The organism is Streptomyces pathocidini (assembly GCF_001418495.1).
Taxonomy (GTDB): Bacteria; Actinomycetota; Actinomycetes; order Streptomycetales; family Streptomycetaceae; genus Streptomyces; species Streptomyces pathocidini.
This window is the reverse complement of record NZ_LIQY01000034.1, coordinates 1-20,951: the sequence shown is the minus strand read 5'-3', so window position 1 is coordinate 20,951 and position 20,951 is coordinate 1. Positions and strand designations below refer to the sequence as shown.

General features: G+C 70.7%; 13 protein-coding genes and 1 pseudogene. 9 read left to right on the top strand and 5 right to left on the bottom strand.

Translation table 11 applies throughout. From position 1 onward, the window contains the following. Window positions 1-5: 5 nt before the first annotated feature. Window positions 6-2,150: a phosphocholine-specific phospholipase C gene (locus tag AOK16_RS02320; protein ID WP_055470517.1), complete on the bottom strand. Its 2,145-nt coding sequence runs from the start codon at window positions 2,148-2,150 to the stop codon at window positions 6-8. A gap of 247 nt (window positions 2,151-2,397) precedes the next feature. After that, window positions 2,398-3,669 carry an alpha-L-fucosidase gene (locus tag AOK16_RS02315; protein ID WP_055470516.1) on the bottom strand — a complete coding sequence of 424 codons (1,272 nt, stop codon included), beginning with the start codon at window positions 3,667-3,669 and terminating at the stop codon, window positions 2,398-2,400. A 240-nt stretch (window positions 3,670-3,909) separates the two neighbouring features. On the opposite strand from AOK16_RS02315, the gene AOK16_RS02310 reads away from it, so the two are divergent. The 6 genes from AOK16_RS02310 (at window position 3,910) to AOK16_RS02285 (ending at window position 13,330) form a co-directional block, all read left to right on the top strand. Further along, window positions 3,910-5,064: a substrate-binding domain-containing protein gene (locus tag AOK16_RS02310; protein WP_338058465.1), complete on the top strand. Its 1,155-nt coding sequence runs from the start codon at window positions 3,910-3,912 to the stop codon at window positions 5,062-5,064. Between the two features lie 359 nt (window positions 5,065-5,423). Next, on the top strand, window positions 5,424-6,278 hold the full coding sequence (locus AOK16_RS02305; protein WP_055470514.1) for an ABC transporter permease: 855 nt from the start codon (window positions 5,424-5,426) through the stop codon (window positions 6,276-6,278). Between the two features lie 2 nt (window positions 6,279-6,280). Continuing rightward, window positions 6,281-7,192, top strand: coding sequence for a carbohydrate ABC transporter permease (locus AOK16_RS02300; RefSeq protein WP_055470528.1), 912 nt, complete (start codon window positions 6,281-6,283; stop codon window positions 7,190-7,192). A 78-nt stretch (window positions 7,193-7,270) separates the two neighbouring features. Further along, window positions 7,271-8,941, top strand: a complete 1,671-nt coding sequence (locus AOK16_RS02295) for an extracellular solute-binding protein (RefSeq protein WP_055470513.1) — start codon at window positions 7,271-7,273, stop codon at window positions 8,939-8,941. Between the two features lie 116 nt (window positions 8,942-9,057). Further along, the gene (locus AOK16_RS02290) at window positions 9,058-10,257 is read left to right on the top strand and encodes a hypothetical protein (RefSeq protein WP_157859073.1); all 1,200 of its coding nucleotides are present in this window, start codon (window positions 9,058-9,060) and stop codon (window positions 10,255-10,257) included. Between the two features lie 250 nt (window positions 10,258-10,507). Next, window positions 10,508-13,330, top strand: a complete 2,823-nt coding sequence (locus tag AOK16_RS02285; protein WP_055470511.1) for a carbohydrate binding domain-containing protein — start codon at window positions 10,508-10,510, stop codon at window positions 13,328-13,330. 177 nt (window positions 13,331-13,507) lie between these two features. On the opposite strand, the gene AOK16_RS02280 is transcribed toward AOK16_RS02285, so the two are convergent. Both AOK16_RS02280 and AOK16_RS02275 read right to left on the bottom strand, forming a co-directional pair. Further along, a complete protein-coding gene (locus AOK16_RS02280) occupies window positions 13,508-14,638 on the bottom strand; it encodes a GH25 family lysozyme (RefSeq protein ID WP_055470510.1) in 1,131 nt (376 codons plus the stop codon). A gap of 252 nt (window positions 14,639-14,890) precedes the next feature. Next, window positions 14,891-16,861, bottom strand: a complete 1,971-nt coding sequence (locus tag AOK16_RS02275; protein ID WP_055470509.1) for an APC family permease — start codon at window positions 16,859-16,861, stop codon at window positions 14,891-14,893. Window positions 16,862-17,120: 259 nt separating this feature from the next. Here AOK16_RS02275 and AOK16_RS02270 point away from each other — a divergent pair, with 259 nt between their 5' ends. Then, complete coding sequence (locus AOK16_RS02270) at window positions 17,121-17,534, top strand: hypothetical protein (RefSeq protein ID WP_055470508.1); 414 nt, start codon at window positions 17,121-17,123, stop codon at window positions 17,532-17,534. 183 nt (window positions 17,535-17,717) lie between these two features. Here AOK16_RS02270 and AOK16_RS02265 read toward each other — a convergent pair whose 3' ends face one another. Further along, the gene (locus tag AOK16_RS02265; RefSeq protein WP_055470507.1) at window positions 17,718-18,623 is read right to left on the bottom strand and encodes a Gfo/Idh/MocA family protein; all 906 of its coding nucleotides are present in this window, start codon (window positions 18,621-18,623) and stop codon (window positions 17,718-17,720) included. A gap of 734 nt (window positions 18,624-19,357) precedes the next feature. On the opposite strand from AOK16_RS02265, the gene AOK16_RS02260 reads away from it, so the two are divergent. Together AOK16_RS02260 and AOK16_RS02255 are read left to right on the top strand one after the other, a co-directional pair. After that, complete coding sequence (locus AOK16_RS02260) at window positions 19,358-20,017, top strand: winged helix-turn-helix domain-containing protein (RefSeq protein WP_079100974.1); 660 nt, start codon at window positions 19,358-19,360, stop codon at window positions 20,015-20,017. Window positions 20,018-20,583: 566 nt separating this feature from the next. Further along, window positions 20,584-20,951 (top strand): annotated as a pseudogene (locus AOK16_RS02255) (DUF1996 domain-containing protein); the annotation flags it as partial.

The window sequence follows — 20,951 nt, the reverse complement described above, 5'->3', positions numbered from 1 at the left end:
TTGGGTCAGGTGGTGGCGATGGCTGGGTCGCTGGTGGTGGGGTGGCCGGTTTCTATGTGGGCGGCCTGGTGGCGGAGCCAGGTGTCGTCGTGGTCGGAGGTGACCGCCAGGTCGTACCAGCCGTGGGTGCGGGTCGTGTTCGCCGTGTGGACGGCGTGCGCGCCGGGGCGCAGGCGGTAGTGGGCGGGGGCGGCGTTGCCGTAGCCGTCGGTGACCGTGAGGCGGACGGTTGCCGTGCCGTTGTTGGTCAGGGTCAGCTGCGCCTGGCCGGAGGGGCCGGAAGAGCCGGAGCGGTCGGAAGGGCCGGAATGGTCGGAGGGGCCGGAGGGGCCGGAGGAGCCGGAATGGTCGGAGGGGCCGGTGCGGCCGGTCTGGACGGTGACCTCGGGGCCCGCGCCGCCGCCCTTGCCCGCGAAGCGGCGCCAGAAGCCGTTGGGCCCGTGCACCGAGTACTCGTAGGCGCTGTCGCCTGTGGGCAGGGCCCAGGTGTCGGACAGTTTCTTTCCGGCCTCCACCGTGTACGTCCACGGGCCGTCCGTGCGCGTGGTCGAGCGGATCTGGAACACCGCGCCGGTCTTTCCGCGGCTGGCGAAGGAGAGTTCCAGCCGGCCCTCGGGGGTGCGGCGGGCATCGGCCGACAGGTCGTACGGGAGCGGGCGGGCGCGGCGGAGTCCGGGCTCCTGCCGGGGCATGGCCGCGTCGGGGCGCGGGGTGAGCTTGAAGTCGGGGTGCCGGTCGCGGTCCGGGGGCACGTATCCGTCGGTGTCCGGCAGTTCCGGCACCCGGCGGTCGGCGTGGGAGAAGTCGAAGGCCGAGGTCAGGTCGCCGCACACGGCGCGGCGCCAGGGCGTGATGTTGGGCTCGTGGACGCCGAAGCGGCGCTCCATGAACCGGATGATCGAGGTGTGGTCGAGGGTCTCGGAGCAGACCCAACCCCCCTTGCTCCACGGGGACACGACGAGCATCGGGACGCGCGGGCCCATTCCGTAGGGGCCGGCCACGAAGGAGCTGGAGCCGGGGTAGCGCTCGCCGGTGGTGTCCACGGTGGACCTGCCCTCGGCGTCCGAGCCGGGGGCGTACGGCGGCACGAGGTGGTCGAAGAAGCCGTCGTTCTCGTCGTACGTGATGAACAGGGCCGTCTTGCTCCACACCTCGGGGTCGGCGGTGAGGGCGTCGAGGACCTGTGCGATGTACCAGGCGCCGAAGTTGACGGGGAAGTTGGGGTGCTCGGTGAAGGCCTCGGGCGCGGCGATCCAGGAGATCTGCGGGAGCGTGCCGGCCTTGATGTCGGCGCGCAGGTCGTCGAGGTAGTTGTCGCCGTTCTTGACGCTGCTGCCGGTGCGGGCCTTGTCGTAGAGGGGGTCGCCGGGGGCGGCGTTGCGGTACTGGTTGAAGTAGAGCAGCGAGTTGTCGCCGTAGTTGCCGCGGTAGGCGTCGAGGATCCAGCCCCACCTGCCCGCGGCGTCGAGGCCGTCGCCGGTGTCCTGGTAGATCTTCCAGGAGACCCCGGCCTTCTCCAGGCGCTCGGGGTAGGTGGTCCAGTCGTAGCCGGCCTCGGCGTTGTTGAGGACGGGGCCGCCGCCGGTGCCGTCGTTGCCGGTGTAGCCGGTCCACATGTAGTAGCGGTTGGGGTCGGTGGAGCCTATGAGCGAGCAGTAGTAGGCGTCGCAGACGGTGAACTTGTCGGCGAGTTCGAAGTGGAACGGGATGTCCTCACGGGTGAGGTAGGCCATGGTGGCCGCCGTCTTGGACGGGATCCACTGGTCGTAATTGCCCTGGTTGAAGGTCTTCTGGCCGCCCTTCCAGTCGTGGTTGAGCCCCTGCATGAACTTCAGACCCAGGTCGTCGCCCTGCGGGTGGAAGGGCAGGACCTCCTGGGTCCCGTCGGACTGGTGCCACACCGGCTTGCCGCCGGGCAGGGCCGCCGGGCGCGGGTCGCCGAAGCCGCGAACCCCGCGCAGGGTGCCGAAGTAGTGGTCGAAGGACCGGTTCTCCTGCATGAGGACGACGATGTGCTCGATGTCGCGCAGGCTGCCGGTGCGGTGGTGCGGAGCTATCGAGGCGGCGCGGGCGATGCTCGTCGACAGCGCGGACGCGGCGGCGGTGCCACCGGTCACCTGCATGAACCGACGGCGGCTCAGTTCGTTCACGGGCGGTTCTCTCCAGGGTCGTTCGGAATGAACTAATGATCGTGGAGGAGCTTTGCCGCCGGTGGGGGGATTTCACCACAGCAGTGACGGAAAGCCCAGGTGAATCCTGACCGAAGCAGGCACGCCCGGTCGGCCCGAGCCTAGAGAGGCGATCTCTCGAAAATCAACTCTTTCGCGAAGTATTGGTGTTGGAATTTGCGCGTTCGCGACCGACCCGGCGGTTCGCGCGCCGGTCGACCAGCTGCGGTCAGCCCTCGCCCTGCCCCCGGTACAGGTCCAGTTCGCCGTCCAGCTCCACGGCCAGGACCGTCGCTTCGGGGTCGGTGACGGCCGGGGCCTCGATCCGCAGGACACCGGGGACGTCGCGGCTCGGGAAGCCGCCGACGACGCGGTGGGCCAGTTCGGCGCCCGTGCCCAGGACCGAGACGCGGCGCACCTTGTTCCGCAGGCCCCGCAGTTCGACGAAGCCGCGCGGCGGGTCGAAGCAGCAGAGGAACAGCGTGCGGCGGTCGGGCGCGAGGGTCGAGGGGCCGTAGTGGTGGCCGTACGGGAGCCCGGCGACGGTGCCGTAGACGGCTTCCTCGTTGCGTCTGATCCAGCGGCCGAGGCCCTCCAGGCGCTCGGCGTGCTCGGGCAGGATCGTGCCGTCCTCCCTGGGCCCGGTGTTGAGGAGGAGGTTGCCGCCCCCGCCGATGGTCTCGGCGAAGACGCGGACCAGTTCGCGTACGGACTTGTGCGCGGTGTCGGTGGGCTGGTAGCCCCACATGTCGCCAAGGGTGTAGCACAGCTCCCAGGGCCCGTCGGGCGGGGTGATCGGCACGCCCAACTCCGGGGTGGCGTAGTCGCCGTGGCGGCCCATGCGGCCGTTGAGGACCGTCTCCGGGCCGAGGGCGAGGATCTGTTCGCGCAGTTCGCCCAGCCGCCACTGCTCCTCGTCCCGCTCCCAGGCGCCGTCGAACCACAGCAGGTCGGGGCGGTAGTTTTCCATCAACTCCCGGATCTGGCCGCGGTGGACGACCCGCAGATAGCGTTCCCAGGCCTCCGGGTCCTCCTCGCCCGGCAGCGGCATGGCGAACCGGTTGTCCACCCACGGCCTGTGCAGCCGGGAGGGGCGCACGGTCGGGTAGTCCGGGTGGCTCCAGTCGTTGTGGGAGAAGTACAGGCCGACGCGCAGGTTCCGCTCGCGCAGGGCGTCGGCGAACGGGCCCACCAGGTCCCGCCCCGCCGGGGTGGACTTGACGACCGAGAGGTCGGTGGCCCGGGTGTCCCACAGGGCGACCCCGTCGTGGTGCTTGGTGGTCAGCACCGCGTACCTGGCCCCGGCGCGCTCGAAGAGCGCGGCCCACTCGGCGGGTTCGTAGCGTGCGGCCGTGAAGCCGTCCAGCTGCCGCATGTACGTCTCGTACGGGAGGCTTCCGGAGAAGAAGGACCAGGACTCGGCGACTCCGTCGACCGCGTAGATCCCCCAGTGCAGGAAGATCCCGAGCTTGGCCTCCGTGAACCACGGCTGCATCGTCATGGTGGTCTGCCTTCTGGTTCGACCCGGTCGGGCTGCGGGTGGGCGGGCTTCCTGCGGGTTCCGGCCGACTCTAGGGAGAGCGCTTTCCATCGTCAAGAGCGATTTTCGAAAATGGAACACGACGATCGGAGTAGTAAGCTTCCCGTTGTCAGCGCCACTCAAGCCGTCCGACGGTGCGCGCCACCCAGTGCGGCACGTCTGCGCGGCCCGACGTCCGGGAGCGATGCCGTGCGGTTCACGATGGACGAACGACACGAGCGCATACTCGAGTTGGTGAAGGCCTGCGGCGTCGTCCGCGTGGTCGAACTCGCCGAGCACCTCGACATCTCCACCGTCACGGCCCGCCGCGATGTGGATGTGCTCGCGGAGAAGGGCCTGGTCAACCGGGCGCGCGGAGTCGTCTCCTGGCCGGACGCGCCGTCCTCGGCCGAGCGCCTGCAGCGGGCGGGCCGAAGCACCCCACCGGCCAAGGCCCCCGCACCCGCCGCCGCGGAGAGCGACTCCGAAGGTCCGGTCCTCGGCATGGTCGCCCCGCAGTCACGGCACTACTTCGCGGAGATCATCCGCGGCGCCCGGGAGGCCGCGATCGCCGCGGGCGGCCGCCTGGTCCTGGGCATCTCCGGCTACCACCAGCGCCAGGACTTCCAGATCAACCGCATGCTGGAGAGCGGTGTCGACGGCCTGCTGTTCACCCCGAACTGGCACGAGGGCCTGAGTTCACCCGATTCCCCCGGCCTGGACTTCGGGGTGCCGACCGTGCTGGTCGAGCGGCGCGCCGCGCCGGGCACGGCGGCCGTGGCGCAGGACCGGGTCTGCACCGACCACGCCGCCGGGGCCGGGCTCGCCGTCGCGCACCTGGCCGCCCTGGGACACGAGCGGATCGCGCTGGTCGCCGGGCCGAGCGCCACGCAGGTCCAGGTGCAGGCCGGCTTCGAGGCGGCGGTCCGCACCCTCGGCCTGGCCCAATACCCCTTCGAGCGCTTCGACTTCCACACCGAGGACCGCGATCCCGCGCACCAGGAGGCGGCGCTGAACGGGCTCGCCGAGGCGGTGCGCCGGCACGAGGTGACCGCGGCAGTGGTGCTCAGCGACGTCGAGGCGATCATGCTCGTCCAACTGCTGGGCAGCCGCGGCATCGAGGTCCCCCGCGACCTGGCGTTGGTCGCCTACGACGACGACGTCGCCGCGCTCTCGGACCTCCCCCTGACCGCGGTCGCGCTGCCCAAGTACGAGGTGGGGCAGGCCGCCGCGCGCCTGCTGCTCCAGCGCCTGGGCGAGCGGACGGACGGAACGGACGGCGCCGGCGACCGACCCGCCCGGCACCACCTCGAACTCCTCCCCGACCTGCGGGTACGCGCCTCGTGCGGGACCCCCGCACGGGCTTTGCAAGACTGATCACTTAGACCAAAAAAGCAAAGTCTTATGCGAAAGTCTTGACGCTCTTCCGCTCGCTGCTCAAAACTTCGCTCGACCGACACGACACGACCCGTCCATGGTCGCGTACGACGGCACCCCCACACCGCAACAGAACGGCCACCCGGCCGTGTTCGCCATGCCCGAGCATGGCCCGGACGCGGCCGGAGCGGCGGCCGAGCGCAGCGAAGGGAAGCACCATGGCCGTGTCCGTGGACGATCCACCGGCGCCCCGCAGTACGCGGAGCCGGACGGCGCCCCCACCCCGACGTACGAACTCGGCGCCCCCCAAAGGCGGTCGGTGGGCCCGAATACGCAGGGACCGGACCCTCCTGCTGCTCATGGCGCCAGGGGTCCTGTACTTCCTGGTCTTCCAGTACCTGGCGCTCTTCGGCAACGCCATCGCGTTCAAGAACTACATGCCGTTCGTCGGCGTGTGGGAGAGCGAGTGGGTCGGATTCGCCAACTTCCAGGCGCTGTTCAGCGAGCCGGCGTTCTGGCAGGCCGCCCTCAACACGGTGGTCCTCTCCCTCCTCCAGCTGGTCTTCTACTTCCCGGTGCCGCTCGCCCTGGCGCTGCTGCTGCACAGCCTCATGCAGGGCAGGCTGCGGAAGTTCGTACAGAGCGTGGTGTATCTGCCGCACTTCATCTCATGGGTGATCGTGGTGGCCCTGTTCCAGCAGGTGCTGGGTGCCGACGGCGCGGTCAACGGGCTGCTGGGCGGCTCCGACGGCCATCTGCTCGACATCTTCGGCAACCCGGACGCGTTCCGCCCGCTGATGGTGGTCGAACTGATCTGGAAGGAGTGCGGCTGGGGCACGATCATCTTCCTCGCCGCGCTGCACAACGTGGACGAGGGCCTGTACGAGGCGGCCGCGCTCGACGGGGCGGGCCCCTGGCGCCGCTTCTGGCACGTGACCCTGCCGTCGCTGCGGGCCGTGATCATCCTCCTGCTGATCCTGCGCCTCGGCGACATCCTCTCGGTCGGCTTCGAGCAAATCCTGCTCCAGCGCGACATGTTCGGCCCGGACGTGGCCGAGGTGATCGACACCTACGTCTACCACCACGGCATCAGGGACCAGAACTGGGGCATTGCGGCGGCCGCCGCACTGTTCAAGGGCGTGATCGGCGCCATGCTCGTCTTCTCCACGAACAAGATCGCCCACCGGATGGGCGAGCAGGGGGTGTACCGGTGAGCATCACCGCACTCACGCGCAGCGAACGGCCCGCGTGGAAGGAGAAGCCCAAGCTCCCCACGCAGGCGGCCAAGGGCCTGGCCCTGATCGTCACGGTCGTCGCCGTGGTGGTCCCCTTCTGGGTCGTCATCGCCACGAGCTTCGCGCCGGACCAGCAGGTCATCGAGAACGGCGGCTACGCGGTGTGGCCGAAGGAGTGGACGTTCACCGCGTACGAGCGGATCTTCGACCAGGGGCAGGTCACCGACTCGCTGATGGTGTCCATCGGGATCACGCTCGCGGGCACACTGTTCAGCCTGGCAAGCACGGTCATGCTGGCGTACGCGCTGGCCCGGCCCGGTGTGGTCGGCGGCAGGCCGGTCATGGTGATGATCCTCTTCACCTTCCTCTTCCCGGCCGGCATGATCCCCAGCTTCCTGGTGGTCAACAGCCTCGGCCTGCGCAACACCTACTGGGCCCTGTTCCTGCCGGTGCTGGTCAACGCGTTCAACCTCGTGGTGATGCGGGGCTTCTTCCAGGGCATCCCGGGCGAGCTCTTCGAGTCGGCCAAGCTGGACGGCGCGGGCGAGCTGCGCATCCTGTGGACGATCGTGCTCCCGCTGTCCAAGGCGGTCATCGCGGTGGTCGGCCTGTTCTACGCGGTCGGGTACTGGAACGACTTCTTCCGCGCGCTGCTGTACCTGGACGACTCCTCCAAGTGGCCGCTGCAGACGCTGATGCGCACCTACGTCACCGGGCTCAACAACAACAAGCTCATCGACGTCCAGGGCGCCGCCGCGGAGCAGGTCCACTACGCCCCGCAGACGGTCAACATGGCCGTCGTCGTCCTGGCGACCGTGCCGATCCTGCTCGTCTACCCCTTCATCCAGCGCTACTTCACCAAGGGCGTGCTCACCGGCGCCATCAAGAGCTAGCCCGGGACCGTCCCGCGCGCCGCCTCACTCTTCCCCTCTTCGCTCTATCGCTTCTTCGCCGACAGGAGTCGCATTCCCATGAGTTCCGCCATCTCCCGCAGATCCGTCCTGCAAGCCCTCGGCATCGGGACCGTTCTGGCCGCCACCGGGGCCTCCCTGACCGCCTGTTCCTCCTCCGGCGGCGGCAGCGGCAAGGCCCTGGGCAACGCGGGCAAGGACCTGGCCCCCTGGCCGTCGTACATACCGCACCCCGACGCGCCGAAGCCGGAGCTGGCCCCGACCGAGAAGGGCGTCCAGCCGGGTTTCACCTCCTACCCGAAGGACCTGAAGCAGTCCGTCGCGGAGAAGCCGGGTGACGGCTCCAAGGTCAAGGTGTGGACCATCACCTGGGGCGCCCCGCCGAAGTCGAAGGCCAAGCACAAGCTGTGGCAGGCGCTCAACAAGGAGCTGGGCGTCGACCTCGAACTGACCGTCGTACCCGGCATGGAGGCCGCGCAGAAGTTCGCGGCGCTGGTGGCGGGCGGGGAACTGCCCGACATCATCGCGGTCTCCTCCAACCTGCCGAACTCCACCGAGCTGATCGCCGCCAAGTGCCAGGACCTCACGGACTTCCTGTCCGGGGACGCCATCAAGGAGTTCCCGAACCTGGCCGCCATCCCCACGTACGCGTGGAAGGCGGGCGGCCGGATCGACGGAAGGCTCTTCAAGTGCCCGGTCGAGCGCCCCCGGGTCGGCCATGTCGTCAGCGCCAATGTGGAGCTGATGAAGAGCGCCGGCATCTGGGTGCCCGAGATCGGCAAGCTGACCGTCGAGGACTACACCGCGGGCCTCAAGGAGCTGAGCGGGGGCAAGAAGGTCGCCATGGGCGGCGGCAACGCCGGCGCGTACTGCTTCAACTCGATCGTGCCGATGTTCGGCGCGCCCCACGCCTTCTCGGTCAAGAACGGCAAGTTCGAGACCCAGCTGGGCACGGACGAGTTCAAGGCCGGTGTCGAGCAGCTGGCCGCGTGGTACAAGGCCGGCGTCTTCCCCAAGAATCCCGACTACGACTCGGCCTCCGGTTTCCGCAGCGGCCAGGCCGCGACCATCTCGGGCCCCTCGATCGGCTTCGCCGGCGACGCCACGGCCATCAAGGACGGCTTCACCCTCGATGTCGTCCGCCCGTTCAAGCCCGCCAACGGCGCCCGGCCGGGCCACTGGTTCTCCCCCGGCGCCGACTACTTCACGGTGCTGAAGAAGGCGCCGAAGGACCGCATCAAGCTGCTGCTGCGGGTCCTGGACTACCTGGCCGCGCCGTTCGGCACCAAGGAGTACGAGCTCATCACCTACGGCGTGGAGGGTACCCACTTCGAGCGGGGCGAGGACGGCAGCCCGGTCCAGAACGACTTCGCCCTCAACGGTGACAACAAGGACACCCTGGGCGTCGGCTTCATGGCCTGCGGGCAGCAGGTGCTGTTCCTTCCCTCCGCCGTGCCCGGCGCCGCCGAGGCGGTCAAGCGCCGCCACGCCTTCCAGACGGAGATCGTCGAGGTGGGCCTCTCGGACCCGACCGTCGGTCTGACGTCGACGACCTGGAACGCCAAGTTCAACGAGCTCAACCTCTTCAAGGAGGACGAGATCAAGGCGATCGTCCAGGGCCGCAAGACGCTCTCCGACTGGGCCTCCATGGTCAAGCAGTGGAAGGCCAAGGGCGGCGACAAGGCCGCCGAGGAGTTCGCCAAGGAGTACGAGGCCGCGCAGAAGGCCTGACGCCCTCGCTCCCCCAGATCCCGGAAGGGCCTTCCCCAGCCTCCCGTCAGGGCGGGCCCTTCCGGTGCGCATGCGACCGCAACGGTGCGGCCGCACTCTCCCCCCAGGAGGACACCATGCAAAGACGCAATGTCCTGTCCATGCTGCGCAGCCGGTACGCGCGACCGCTGGCAGCCGCCGCGGCCGCCCTCGGCCTCGCGGTCCTGCCGATCGCCTCCTCCCCCACCTCGGCCGCCGCGGCCGAAGCGGCTGCCGGCTTCACCGTCTTCACTAACGAGCGCGGCGCCAACCCGCCGGGCATGCCCCAGTACGGCGCGATCAAGTCCACCGTCGTCTACGACGTGTTCGCCTTCAAGTGCAACACCTCGGGCTGCACCGCCAACGGCGGCCCGATACCCACGCAGGCCGTGTACGAGGCCAAGATCAAGGAATACATGGGCGCGAACCAGTTCGGTGGCGCCGCCACCGCGCCGGTCGTGCTCGACTTCGAGGACATCGAACTCACCCAGGTCCCGACCGGACAAGCGGCCACCAACGCGTACAACCTGTGGCGCCAGCTGATCGAGTGGGCGCACAACGCCGCCCCGCAGGCGCCGGTCTGCAACTACGGCTACGAGGGCTGGTCCAACCAGAACCACGACCTCGTGAAGCTGCTGCACCAAGACACCGACGGCAACGACAAGAACAACCTCGACTGCTTCGCCCCACGCATGTACTGGGACTCCGGCGAGACGCAGACCAGCTGGTCCAACGAGCTCAACCTGGCCGTCTCCCGCGACCGCGCGATGGCTGACCAGCCGATATACCCGTACATCAACCCCAAGCAGCTCGGTACCGGCGGGGACTACCTCACGGGCAACACCTGGTCGTACATCTTCAGCGAGCTGAAGGCGAAGACGGACGGCGTGGTCATCTGGGAGCCCACAGCGACGACCGCCAACGCCTGCGCCTGGGTCTCGCAGAACTCCTACGAGATGGGCGTCATCACCGGCACCAGCAACAGCGGGCCGTTCACGGTCTCGGCCACGCTCCCGAGCGGCAACTGCACAGTCCAGCGCGGCACGACCACGACCGTCCCGGTCACCCTCACCAACAACACCAGCTCGACCACGGCGGCGACCCAGATGCAGAGCTTCGCCGACACCCCGGGGTTCTCCGGCAGCTGGAAGTACTGGAACGTCCCCGCACTCGCGCCCGGCGCGAGCTTCAGCACCGAACTGCCGATGACCATCGCGGCCACGCAGTCCACCAGCACGGCGCTCCTGCACATCAAGACCGGTCTCAGTGACAACCGTTGGGCGGTGATCGTCCAGTGAAGAAGGCCAAGAACCTCCTCCGCGCGGCAGCCGTGGCGGCGGCCATCACGCTCCTGAACACCACTCCTGCCAACGCGACGACCTGAAAATGGGCACCACCAGCGGGGACGTCTGACCCGCATCCGCATGACCCGCGGGGCCGGCGGTTCTCGTACCGCCGGCCCCACCGGCAGCACCACCACCCCACGCGCGCCCCCTCCCCCCGCACCACACCAGCCGTGCTCAACGCACCATCCGCACCGGAGGATTCATGTCCAGACCGTCCAGGGCGTCCAGACCGTCCCGCCCCCTCGCCTCCTCCCGTCTGACCCGCGTCGCCATCGCCGGTGCGGCCCTCGCCGGGGCGCTCGCCGTGGCCGTGCCCGCACCGCCCTCGTACGCCGCCGGGCTCGTCGTGAACGGCGACTTCGAGCAGGTGGGCGCGGACGGTCTGCCGGACGGCTGGAAGACCATCGAAGCCTGGGGCAGCTTCAAGGTCCAGGTGGTCGACGGGGCGGGCCCGGACGGCAGCCGCGCGCTGCTGATGGAGACCGGCTCCGTCGACGACAACGTCACCCTGGGCCAGGAGATCGCCAACACCGACCCCGCGCGCCCGCAGGCCTACCGGGTCACCTTCGACCAGAAGGCCGAGGGCCTCACCGGTTACGGCGGCTACCTCTCCACCGAATACACCGGCCCGATCTTCGGCCGCATCACCGGCACCACCGGCTGGCACAAGGTCAGCCGGATCGTGTTCGCGCCCAAGGGCGCCGCCGTGCAGAAGCTGTGGCCCCGCCTCGGCGCCGCCACCGGGCGCATGCTGATCGACAACGTCTCCATGGAGCCGCTGGAGGGCAACCTCGTCGGCGCCAACCCGCTGCCCACCGGCGAGGTCAACCTGTCCTGGGACTTCGGCGAGTTGGCCGACCCGGCGCAGGCGGCGCACTACGAGATACACCGCGGCTCGTACCCCGGCTTCAAGCCGGACCGGAAGACCCTGCTGCGTACGGTGCCCGCCGTGGCGTTCGCCGGGGACAACACCGCGCGCCCCGGGCAGCGCTACAGCTACAAGATCGTCGCGCTGGCCGCCGACGGCAGCCGGCTCGGCGTCACCGAGCCAGAGACGATCACCACCCCCGAGCGGTTCGAGGACAACCAGGGCACCAACGTGCTCTCGGCGACCGAGGTCGGCCGGAGCGCGCGCGTGGCCTGGCGGCTGAAGGCCGGCACCCGCGGCCCCGTCACGCTCTACGCGGGCCACCGCAAGCTCGGCACGTACAGCGCAGAGAGCCTCGGCGCGACGCTGGCGCCGGGCCAGGACAAGGGCGCGACCGGCTTCACCCTCAAGGGCCGCGACGGCACCACCCTCGCCACCGCCAAGCTGTCCGGCCTCCAGCACCCGCGCCTGTGGGTGAACGACGACAAGCTGGCCGACATCCGCGCCGCGATCCAGCAGCCGGGCACGCCCAAGTCCACGTACGACCAGCTCGCCTCCCGGGTTTCCAAGGGCCTGCCCGCGTACAACTACGCGCCTGGCGAGGCGGAGGCCGCCTGGGCGCGCGACGCCGCGCTCCTCTACCAGGTCAGCGGCGACCCGGCCTATGCGAAGACCGCCTACGACGCGTTGGTGGCGGCAGGCCCGAGGATGCCCCTCACCCACCCGCTGAGCACCGGGAACGCGGCGCCCGCACTGGCCATGGCCTACGACTGGGCCTACCAGGCCTGGACCGCGGAGCAGCGGGCGAAGGCGCGGGACTCCCTGGGCACCGCGGCCGCGATGCTGGAGACGACCTGGCACCCCAACATGGACTACCCGGACAAGTCGTCCAACTGGGTCGCGGTGACCAAATGCGGCGAGCTGGCGCTGCGCCTCGCGCTGCGCAGTGACGGTGACTACGACCTCCAGGAGCGCCGGATCGCGACCCTGACCGACGAATGTGCCCGCCACTTCGACCTCGCCTACTCCGACACGGGCTGGTACCAGGAGGGCTACGACTACCTCGACTACGAGCTGTTCATCGGCGCCCCCGGTGTCCTCGCCGGGATCGACGCGGGCCTCGACGCCCTGAAGAAGTCCTGGCAGCGCCCGCAACTCGCCAACCTGCTGATGCACTGCGTCTCCGCCCAGCCCGACAAGGCCCGGCTGCAGTGGGGTGTCGGCTACCCGACCGGCAGCGCGGCCGTGGCCGCCTTCGCCTTCACGAACGTGCCCGAGGACCAACGGGCCGCGTTCCTGTGGCAGTACGAGAAGACGGTCGGCGGCGGGGGCGGGGTCCCCGGGCTCCTCTTCTACCCGTTCGGGAAGACCCCGCAGGACCCGGACGAGGGTCCGGCCGCGGTGCGGGAGGGGCTGCTGGACGACCACGGCGGCGCCTACCAGTTCCGCAGCCGCTACCAGGACGCCGACGACGTGCTGGTCGGGCTGACCAACCGCAACCACCGCCACTCCGGCTGGAATGGTTCCGAAACCTTCTCGACGTCCCTCATCGGCCAGGACGTCATCTGGGCCCGCCAGCCCGGGAAGGAAACCTCCAAGACAGAGCTGTTCTCCAAGCCGTTCGTGGACGGCAAGGTCGAGCCGGTTGTCGGCAAGGGCCGGACGCTGGAGTCCCGGGTGTACGCCGGCCAGGGCGGCGGTTTCCTGTCCCTGGACGGCAGCGCCAACTACCAGCTGGCCAAGGCGCAGCGGGACGTCGCGGTCGACCTGCGGCCGGTCGGCGGCGCGGACTCGGTCATCGCGATCCACGACGCGTTCGCGGACAGCACCTCGCACGCGTACGCCTGGCAGCTGGCCCCGGAGGCGGGCACCGAGATCACCTTCGGCGAGACCGAGGGCGGGGCGGCGACCTTCGTCTTCAAGAAGGGCGACAGCTACCTCAAGGGCTGGATCCTGGCGCCCGAAGGGGCCCAACTCTCCACTGACAAGGGCGCGTTCAGGGTGACGCGGAACGGCGCCGAGGCCGACTTCAAGATCGTCCTGGCGGTGGGCAAGGGCACCCCGCCCACTGCCACCACCTCGGGCAGCACCCTCACACTGGGCGACACCGCGTACGACCTGGCCGACCTGAAGGGGTTCAAGCCGGGGCGGGGCTGAGGCGGAGACGGGGGGCCTTTCGCCCCGCGTGACCACGTGACCGTGTGACCGGGCGGCCGGGTCCCACCCCTGCGAGGGCCCGGCCGCCCGACCACTGCGATGGTCGGCTCGGCCGCCGTAGTGGTCGGCTCGGTCGTGGTGGTCGGTCCCGGCCGCTGCGGTGACCGGTCTGTCAGGTCACTCCGGCTTTGCCGCGGAGGCGCGTGACCTGCGGTGAATGGCCGCGCCGCCGAGGAGGAGCGCGGCGCCGACCGGGAGCGCGTACCCGATGTCGGCGCCGGTGTCCGCGAGTCCACCGCCCAGGCCCGCGGACGGGGTGGTGCCGCCATTGCCCGGGGTACCGGTGTCAGTCGGCGCAGCGGGCCCGGTCTGCGTCGGGGACCCGGACGGTTCGGGGGGCCCGGACGGCGCGGCGGGCTCGGTCGGCACCGGGGAGCCGGACGGTGACGGGGGCTGGGTCGGTTCCGGGGACTCGCCCGGCCCACCCGGTACTTCTCCGGCGGCGAAGGACTTCAGCTGCTCCTCCGTGCCGTTGAACACATTCTTGTCGATCCTGTCGACGGGGTCGGACGCGCCGGGGGCTCCTCCGGCGTACTGCCAGATCGCCTGCTCGTCCCAGCCGGCGGGCATGGTTCCCGGAGTAGCGGCCCAGTTCGACAGCCACAGCGGGTTGTCGGTGAACTCGGCGGAATTCCCGGTGCACTGGCTCCACCAGTTGGTGCGCGTGTAGATGACGGCGTCCCGGCCGGTCTTCTCCCGGTAGGTGTCGGTGAATTCCCTGATCCAGGCGACCATCTGCTCGGGGCTCTTGTTGTAGCAGAACGGCTTGCCGTCGACGTTCTCGAGATCGAGCACACCGGGCAGGGTCGTGCCGTCGTCCTTCCAGCCACCGCTCACTTGCAGGAAGTAGTCGGCCTGAGCGGCCGGCGAGGCCCCGTCCCAAAGATTCGGGAAGTGATAGGCGCCCGCGAGCATTCCGTACTTCTTGGCGTTGTCGACATGCTCCTGGAACATGGGGTCGGTGTACGAGCTCCCCTCGCTGGACTTGGCGTAGGCGAACTTCACGCCCCGATCCTGGAGGGCCTGCCACGGCACCGTCCGCTGAAAGTTCGAGAGGTCGATGCCCTCAGGCCCGGTAGACGCGGAGCGCGGCAGGTCTTTCGGCCCCTTGGACTGCCCGTTGCCGATCCCCATGTAGGACTTGCCGGACTCACCGTCCCGGTCGGCGGCTGCTGCCGGTCCACCGAAGGACGCGGTGACCACTCCGGCCGCGGCCGCGGCGACCAGCAGCCCGTGCTTGCGCTTCACGCCTACTACTCCATGCCATCAGACGACGTTTTTCTTCCTCTCGAATCGTCACCAGTGGCCCTCCCCGACGAGGGTGCCAAGGGGTGAAACCTGGTGGCCGTCCGTTGATTGTCGGAGTCCGCGTAGGTTCCCCCTGCCGCTGTCCGGAATTCCGGAGTGATTCCGTCGGTGGGTCACCACGGGAATGGACGGGAGCGAATAGGAACAAATAGGAATGAACGGGCCCGATTCCCCCGTGCTGTCCGGTTCCGGTCAGCCCACGTGGACTCGGGGGCGGTGGGCACGGTCCGGTTCGGCTTCACGGAGGACTTCCCGGGTGACCGGGGCCACCTCGCCCGTGCCGAAGAGGAAGAATTTGACGAAGTGGCGCAGCGGGCCGCCCTCCGTCCACTCGAAGTAGATGTGCGGGCGCTGGCCGGTGGTGTCACGGACGTGGAGGAGGAAGGCGGCCAGCGCGTTGGCGATGGTGGCGCTCTCCAGGGTGAGGACGCGGTAGCGGCCGTGCAGGACCTGGCCCGTGACGCGCAGTTCGCTCTCGAACTCCGAGGGGTCGCGCACGGTGACCTCGACGAAGATCAGGTCGTCCTCGGGCGGGATGTCGTTGTCGGAGCGGATCTGGTGGAGCTTGTCGCGGTACTCGGCCGCGTCCCGCTCCTCCGGCTTGTTGGCGATGAACCGGATGCGGCGGTGGGCGATGTCGCGTACGAACCGCTCGGCGAGGGGGTCCAACGTGACGCTGGTGACGCGGAGTTCGAACGCGCGCCGCAGGCGGGACAGCAGCGACACGGCGATGATCCCGCCGATGAAGCAGGCCCCGATCTTCACGCCGTCGGGCCGCTCGACGATGTTGTCCCCGGTCGTATACAGGAAGATCGCCGAGATGAGCCCGAAGGCAGCGGTCCAGCCGCGCTGCCCCGCCCGGTGGGCCGCGATGGTCACGGCGATGGCGGCCGAGGTGATCAGGACGAGGACACCGGTGGCGTAGGCGCCGCCCTGCGCGTCCACGTCGGCGTCGAAGATCCAGGTCACCAGGAAGGCGATCGCGGTGAAGACCAGGACCATGGGGCGCACGGCCCGCGCCCAGTGCGGGGCCATGCCGTAGCGGGGCAGGTAGCGCGGCATCAGGTTGAGCAGCCCGGCGAGGGCGGAGGCGCCGGCGAACCAGAGGATGACGATGGTCGAGGCGTCGTAGAGGCTGCCGAAGCCGTCGCCCAGGTACTCGTGCGAGATGTAGGCCAGCGCGCGCCCGTTGGCCTCGCCGCCCGGTTCGAAGGCCTTCTCGGGGATGAGGAAGGTCGTCACCACGCTGCTGGTGATGAGGAAGACGCTCATGATGAGGGCCGCGGTGGTGAGCAGCTTCTTCGTGCCCCGGATGCGGCCCTTGGGCCGCTCGGGGCTGTCGCCGGACGCTCCTTCGACGTGCGGCATGACGGCGACCCCGGTCTCGAACCCGGACAGGCCGAGGGCCAGTTTGGGGAAGACGAGCAGGGCCACGCCCACCATGGCGAGCGGACTGCCGTGTTCGGCTGTCAGTGCGCCGGTCCAGTCACTGACAACCTGCGGCTCGGTGAAGACATGCCACAGGCCGACTGCCACGACCACGACGTTCAGTGCCAGATAGACCGCGACGATCACAACGGCGATGCCGACGGCCTCGGTGAACCCCTTGAGGAACACGGCGCCGAGCAGGGCGATGAGGATCAGTGTGATCAGCACCTGGCGGCCGTGGAGGGCGTCGCTGAGGTGCGGGTTCTCCACGAGGTGGGCGGTGGCGTCCGCCGCGGAGAGGGTGATGGTGATCAGGAAGTCGGTGGCGGCGAAGCCCAGCAGCACCAGGACGAACAGCTTGCCCTGCCAGAACGACAGCAGCCGCTCCAGCATCGCGATCGAGCCCTGGCCGTGCGGGCTCTCCTCGGCCACCCGCCGGTACACCGGCAGCGCGCCCAGCAGTGTGACCACCACGAGCACGAGGGTGGCCACCGGGGAGAGCGCCCCAGCGGCGAGCGCGGCGATGCCCGGCTGGTAGCCGAGGGTGGAGAAGTAGTCGACTCCGGTGAGGCACATGACCTTCCACCAGCTGTGGCGCCGGTGCCCGTCCGCCGGCTCGGCGTGCGGGCCGGGCTGCTGTTTCGCCCGGTCGGCCAGGCCTTCGAGCAGCCACGCGCGGAACCGCCGCCGCGGTGCGGATCCGGACCCGGATCCTGGTGGGATGGTGCCGGCCACCGTGAACTCCTGTCGTGCTGCGAAGAGATGCCGGGCGGCGCGTGAGGGGGTGCGCCGTACGGCGACTTCTGGCCATCCGGCCGCCGCACGGGCGAGCGTAGAGGGGGGTCATCGCGGTGGCGCGGCGCGGCGCGCGGTCGGGCGCACGCGGCCCCCGATGGCCCGGCGGTGTGGCGCCACCCGCTGGCCGGGGCAGCCTCGCGGTGCGTGGGCGCGTACCTCGCGGACTATTCGGACGGCAGGTGTCAGACTGCGGCCCGTGACGCATCAAGGACATGAGGTTCACGGACACGAGGTCTTCCGCACAGCGCCGTTCCCCTTCCCCGGGGACCGGTTCCCCGAGGGGCTGGGGGCCGTCGTGCAGCGGACGGTGGCCGAAGGGCTGTTGCCCGCGCTCACCGTCGTGCACGACACGGAGGGCGACTGGCTGGTCGGGGACGGCGCCAATGACCCGAACCTGCCGGATGCCTGCCAGGTTCACTGCCTCGCGCACCTCGCCGAGGCGGACCCTGCCATCGCGGAGACTGCCACCCTGCCACCGGGGCATGCCGCCTACCGTGAAGGGCCCGGATCGCCGTGGGTGGTCCGGCCCTTCGCGTACGAGGAGGAGGGCGAGGGCGGCCTCGAAGGCGAGACCGCCGCCCGTACCGCAGGGGTCGGGGCGGCTCCGTAGGACGGGCTTCCGGGATCCGGCTCCTTGGGTCAGGTCTCCCGGGCCAGGCTCCTTAGGTCGGCGTTCCCGGGCCAGGCTTCCCGGGGCCGCCCTCCGGGGCCCGGGACCTCCGAGACCGGGGACCTCCGGCGCCCGGGATGTCCGTCTCCCGAGAACTCCGTCGCCCTCCTTGAGGAGCCTCCTTCAGGCCCGCTCCCCCAGGGCCGCCTCCGCCGCCGCGAGGATCTCCGTCACATGGGCACCGAAGCGCACGTCGCACGGGTGGGGCGTGCCGGAGCCGGCCGCGGTGACCAGGGCGTCGATGGCGCGCTGGAAGCAGGCCAGGGCCTCCGGGCCACCCTGCGGCAGCGAGGTGGCGCCGTGGACGCCGCGCAGCTCGACGGTGGCGCCGCCGGCCGCGGGCGGCACGGTCAGGCTCAGCGTGAGCGTGCTGGACGCGCCGCTCTCGTGGCGCAGGATCAGGTGCACGGTGTCCTCGGGGCCGCGCGCCGCCACCACCTGGAACCCCGCGCCCCCGTCCGCCGCCACATCCCCCAGGACCGGCAGCAGCACGGACAGCGCGTGCGGACCCACGTCCCACAGCGCGCCCTTCTCCCGGCGCCACGGCGTAGCGAACGGGCTGTCGCTGCCCTCGGAGAACACCGCGCCGAGCCACTCGCCCCGGCCGGTGAACCATCCGCCCGCCGCGGCCTGTTCGTCGATCCAGGCGGCGACGGCCGGCTCGAAGCGGCTGGTGAAGAAGACGACCGAGGCCACGCCCGTACGTGCCGCCGCGTCTGCGACCAGGCGGGCGTCCTCGACGGCCGTCGCCACCGGCTTGTCCATCAGCAGATGGCAGCCCGCCTCCGCCGCCCGCGCCGCCAACGGCGCCTGGACCGCAGGCGGGAGGGCTATGGCGACGGCGTCGGAGTCGGCGAACAGCGCGTCCGGGTCGTCGTACGCGCGCGTGCCGTGAGCGTCGGCCAGGGCCTTGGCCGCCTCGGGCCTGCGGCCCCACACGCCGGTGAACTCGACGCCGGGGTGCGCGTTCAGGCCGGGGGCGTGGACCATCCCCGCCCAGGGTCCGGTGCCGAGAAGTCCGATACGCATGGTGTGCCGCCTTTCCTCGTTCGGTGCGCCCCGGTGGCAGCCGAGGCGCCGAGCAGCGTAACCCCGCCGCCGCACCGGCCGCCCCTGCCCCGTGGGGCGCCCGGGTAACACGGGGTTCACATGCGGCAATGGACGGGAAATCGCCGGTTGGTCGCGGTGCGTGGACGGATGCTGGTCGTGTTCGCCGACGGGTGCTGTCGCCTCGGCTGACGTCGTTCGCGCTCGTGCGCAGCCACGGTTCACGCTCGTGCGCAGCCACGGTTCACGCTCGTGCGCAGCCACGGTTCACGCTCGCGGACGAGCGCCGCTCGCGTTCGCGGAGGGTACTGTTCGCGTCCGCGGGCGGATGTCGTCCTCTCGACCGGCCGGCGCCGTTCCCGTTCGCGCCCCGGCGCGGCTCGCGTTCGTGCCAGGGTTGTGTATCAACTGGTGGCCGGTGGGGGCGACATCGGGATCGATTCTGCTTCAATAGGGCCATGGCCAGCTTCCAGAACTCCGCGCCGGGGTCCAACGACCTCGAGCCGTTCTGGCCGTCCCGGCAGCATCACGACTTCGACCGCGTGTGTTGCCGCGCGAACTCCGCGCAGGCCCCCGCGTAACCGCTGACGCCCGCCGAGCCCGCCCCGGGCGGTGCCCCAGGCAGTCGGCCGCCGGCCCGGTTCCCCGAACCCGCCGGCCAACGGCCCGCGCGCACGACGTCCCTCGATGACCTCTCGCGCGAAAGCTGAGCTCCCATGACTTCCCTGCGTTCCGCCACGAACACCCGCTCCCTGTCCGCCGCCCCCGTCACGTCGTCCGCCGGGCCCGCGTCCGTTCCCGTTACTGCGTCCGTTCCCGTTACCGCTCCCATTCCCGCCAACTCGCCCACGCCGCCGGGGCGTCACCGGCTGCGGGCAGTGGACCGGGACGAGGTGGTGCGTGTCTCGGACTTCCTGCCGCCGGGCGCCACCTGGCTGCCCGCGCCGCAGCACACCCTGCCGACGCTGCCGGGGCAGCCGCCGATGATCGGCTACCTCGTACTCGTACCGGCCGACGAGCCCCAGACCGGTCCCGCCGGCGCCGCGGCGCCGGCCTCGGCCGTGCCGCGGCAGCGGGCGGCGGGGTCCGGGCCGGTGCGGGTCGACGCCGAGCGGCGGACGGCGCATGTGGAAGGCCGCCCGCTGGACCTGACGTACCTGGAGTTCGAGCTCCTGGCGCATCTGGTCGCCCACCCCCACCGGGTGCACAGCCGCGACCAGTTGGTCACGACGGTCTGGGGCTACGGCCACGTGGGCGACGGCCGCACGGTCGACGTCCACATCGCCCGCCTGAGGCGAAAGCTGGGCCCGGCCCACCGAGGCACCATCGCCACGGTCCGCCGAGTCGGCTACAAGTACGCCCCGCCGGCGGTCTAGGACACCACCCCCGGCGGAGGATGGGCGGACTTGGCAGTCCGGGGCACCGGTGCCTGGGGCCCCGGGGCCCCAGGCCCTCGGGCACCGGCACTAGGCACTGGCCACCGAGCCCCAGCCGCCTGCCACCTGCCACCTGCCACCTGCCACCTGCCACCTGCCACCTGCCACCTGCCACCTGCCACCTGGAACGAGCCCCGACCGCCGGGGGCGTCGCCGGGCTCCGGCGTTGTGGTCACTTGCCGTTGCGGCGGAAGGAGCATCTCGCCGTCGCGGCGGGAGGGAGATGCCGTTCCGGCAAGACCCTTCCGCGACGGCGAGTGACCACAGCGGCGCGCCTCGGCGGTGCCGAACCCAGCCGTCGCCACCCCGGCCAGGGGTCAGGACCGGCGAGACCCGCGGGGTCGCCGGCGCGCCGAGGGCGGCGCCCACTGGGGCGTCAGGGACATCAGGGGCGCGAGTGAACGCGGCCGCGCGGACATCCGTATCAAACGGAGCTTCTCCGACCGGGAGTTCCCGGGCGGTTCCCGGGAGTCCCCCCATCTCCCGGAACGACGTAGAGGGGTTCCATGAAACAGACAACGCACAAGCGCTCCCCGCTGGCAGGCCGCGCCGTCGCCGCGGCGGCCGCGCTGCTGCTGGGAGGCGGCGCACTGGTCGCCGTCAACGTCTCCGCCTCCGCGGGACAGGACGGCGGCGGATCGTCCGGGGAGGCCCGGACCCCGCCCGCGCGGGCCCAGAACGCCTCGACCATCGACTGCCCTGAGGTCGTGGACCGGATTCCGGAGGTGCCCCCGGAGTCGCGACTCGTGGTGGACCGCGAACTCGCCCGGCTCGACAGCCAGGTCGGCGCCGCGTACGAGCAGCTCGTACGCGAGCGGGCCGACGGCGGCAGCGATCCGGCGCGGGTACGGGACGCGGTCCTCGGACCGCTCGC